Origin of the sequence: uncultured Porphyromonas sp. (assembly GCF_934359325.1) — a bacterium.
In the GTDB taxonomy this organism is placed as follows: Bacteria; Bacteroidota; Bacteroidia; order Bacteroidales; family Porphyromonadaceae; genus Porphyromonas_A.
In genome coordinates, this window is sequence record NZ_CAKRLH010000195.1 from 1 (window position 1) to 3,056 (window position 3,056).

The 3,056-nt window shown below is 56.7% G+C and carries 2 protein-coding genes and 1 pseudogene; all 3 read left to right on the forward strand.

All coding sequences use genetic code 11. The features are described from left to right. Positions 1-443 precede the first annotated feature (443 nt). Positions 444-1,745 (forward strand): aminotransferase class I/II-fold pyridoxal phosphate-dependent enzyme, encoded by a 1,302-nt coding sequence (locus Q0F21_RS06765; protein WP_297238538.1) that lies wholly within the window; start codon positions 444-446, stop codon positions 1,743-1,745. Then, positions 1,730-2,677, forward strand: coding sequence for an alpha/beta fold hydrolase (locus tag Q0F21_RS06770; protein ID WP_297238540.1), 948 nt, complete (start codon positions 1,730-1,732; stop codon positions 2,675-2,677). Before Q0F21_RS06765 ends, Q0F21_RS06770 begins: the two co-directional genes overlap by 16 nt. Before the next feature lie 20 nt (positions 2,678-2,697). Further along, a pseudogene (locus tag Q0F21_RS06775) lies at positions 2,698-3,056 on the forward strand (homoserine dehydrogenase); the annotation flags it as partial.

Here is a 3,056-nt window from a genome sequence, read left to right on the forward strand (position 1 = left end):
TATGGAGGTAAACATAGGGTGTTATTTCGTGAGTTATATTATCCAGCACCCAAAGGTAACTCATTTTTCTCTACCTGCCGACCTGATTTCAACTGCTTGCAATGCTATAATCTTATTCTGAGAAACAAATCTACTGATTTGTATTTATTCTGTAAAGATACTAATATTCAAATATATTTGCTACTTAAAAGTATTTTCGTAACTTTGTCACACTGTTCGTCCAAATGTTATGAGACAAAAGAGCTACACATCCCGCAGCAGCATGCTGCCTCAGATGATGATGCGAATGTACAGCGTACACTCGTCGGCTCTATCGTGTCCACACTTAATCTCATAACCATTTCGGAAGACAACATTCATGCACACGAAGCGAAACCGACGAGTTAGAAGCTCAGTTTGGTTTCGCTTCACTTTTATCATCACATACACTACACCCTAGCTTTATGTCACACACTTCCCAGCCTAAGTACTCTCCTGAGACCATTGCACTCCACTATGGCTACGATCCTCTTGCTACCGGTCACCATGCGGTGTCTGTCCCGCTGGTAGCCTCGACCGCATACGCCTTCGCCGACTCGCAGGAGGCGATCGACATCTTTGCGCTCCGCAAGGAGGGATTCCTCTACTCCCGACTCGGCAGCCCCACTGTGGATGTCCTCGAGAAGCGACTCTCCGCATATGAGGGCGGAGTCGGCACTGTGGTTACTGCCACAGGACAGAGCGCCCACAGCACACTCTTTCTCACCCTGCTCCGAGCCGGGGACCACGTCGTCGCCTCCAATAGCATCTACGGTGGAACCTTCAACCTCCTCGAGTCGACCCTACCCCGTTTCGGCATCACCACCACCTTTGTAGACATTAATAATGCAGAAGAAGTGGAGGCTGCCATCACAGACAAGACCAAGCTGGTCTTCTGCGAGACGCTCAGCAACCCACGGCTCACCATCACCAATATCCCCGAGGTGTCCGAGGTAGCTCATCGCCACGGTCTGCCGCTCGTGGCAGACATTACTCTTACCGAGGGGATCAGCCACGCTATCAGCGAGGGCGCCGACGTTCTCACCTCCGCTCTCACCAAGATCGTCTGCGGTAACGGCACGACCCTCGGAGGGGCGATCATCGACTCCGGTCGGTACGACTGGGGTGGTGGGCGCTTCCCCGAGCTCTCGGAGCCCTGCCCCACATACAACAACATCTCCTTCACAGAGACATTTGGTCCCCAGGCACTCATCACGGCACTCCGCGCTATCGGTCTGCGGGACCTCGGGACCGGGCTCAGCCCCCTCAATGCCTACGAGATGATCAAGGGACTGGAGACGCTCGACCTGAGGGCGCACGCCATTAGTGACCGTACCCGTGAGCTGGCAGAGTGGCTGGAGGCCAATCCAAAGGTCGCCTGGGTCCGCTACCCCACCCTTCCTGCTCACGATCAGAGCGACCTCTGCCGGACTTTGCTCGGTGGCTTTGGCGGTGGGATCCTCACCTTTGCACCCAAGGGTGGTTATCATGCGGCTCGTAAGGTAACTGAGAGCACACAGCTCTTTACCCTCGTTGCTAATCTCGGTGACAGCAAGTCCCTCATTACCCATCCCGCCGGCACCACCCACAGTCAGATGACTGATGAAGAGCTCCGCCAGGCTGGTATCTCAGACGATCTCATACGTCTCTCTATCGGTCTGGAGAGCATCGAGGACCTGAAGGCAGATCTCCAATACGCACTCGACCAGTCATGCTCGGACAAGTAACACTCTCGGACTTCACCAACTGGCGAGGAGAGAGTATCCCCTCACTCACCCTCACCTACCAGGTGGCAGGTCCCGCCCTCGGCAGTGCTCCCATCGTGCTTGTCTGTCACGCCCTTACCGGCAACTCTGCCGTCGCAGGTCCGGAGGGTTGGTGGGCAAAGCTCATCGGTCCGGGGCAGACGATCGACACTACCCGCTACACCATCCTCTCGATCGACATCCCGGGGAATGAGTATGCCGGCTCTGCGCCACTGGACGATCCCTCACTGCTCAGTGTCAGGGACGTGGCTCGCCTCTGGCTGTTCGTGCTGAGGGAGCTCCGTGTCGATCACCTCTACGCCCTCATCGGGCCCAGTCTCGGTGGAGGCATTGCCTGGCAGATCGCCACCCTCGAGCCGACGCTGGCGGAGTACCTCTTCCCCATAGCCACGGACTACAAGGCCTCGGACTGGCTCCTTGCCCAGACTGAGGTACAGAGACTGATACTGGATCACTCCGACCGCCCGATCCACGATGCGCGGGTCCACGCCATGCTCACCTACCGCACGCCGAAGTCTCTCATTGGTCGCTTTGAGGGGAAAACGACCGACAGCGGACTCCCAAAAGTACTTGACTGGCTTGATTACCACGGTCGTACGCTGGAGGGACGCTTCAGCCTAAGCGCCTACCGGGTGATGACCTTCCTTACTTCCACTATTTATGCGGCGGAGAATGAGAAAGAGCTGGCACGGATCGCCTCCCACATCCACCTCGTTGCCATTGACAGCGACCGCCTCTTCCCTTACTTCATCGCCCGTGAGACCATTGAGCGACTCAGGGGCTCCGGCAAAGAGCATGCGGAGCTCCACACCATCGTCTCCGACCATGGTCACGACGCTTTCCTCATTGAGTATGACCAGCTCTGCAGGATCATGAGACCCTTCTTTCCTTAAACCATAAGACAATAGTATATATGCGTGTGCTAAAGTTTGGGGGCAAGTCCCTCGCTAATGGGGAGCCCCTCCGTCTCTCCCTCCGGATCATCCAAGACGTTGTCGCAAGTGACGACACCCCACCCTTAGTGGTCGTCTCCGCACGTGGCAAGACGACTGACCGTCTCCTTGAGTTGGCTCACCTCGCCGAGGCGGGGAAGCCCTGGCGGGAGAGCTATCGCAGGCTCCTTACCGACCAGGGGGAGGGACCGGAAGGACTGTCAGACCGACTTACCCGACTCCTCGAGGGAATGGAGCTGCTACGAGAGTGCAGTGCTAAGACGCTGGATGAGGTGCTCTCCTTTGGCGAGCTCTTCTCCGCCCACCACATCGCCCGGCT

Excerpts from the sequence above, each read along its gene's own strand:
- Q0F21_RS06765 (WP_297238538.1), top strand. The coding sequence starts at position 444 with ATGTCACACACTTCCCAGCCTAAGTACTCTCCTGAGACCATTGCACTC.
- Q0F21_RS06770 (WP_297238540.1), top strand. The coding sequence starts at position 1,730 with ATGCTCGGACAAGTAACACTCTCGGACTTCACCAACTGGCGAGGAGAG.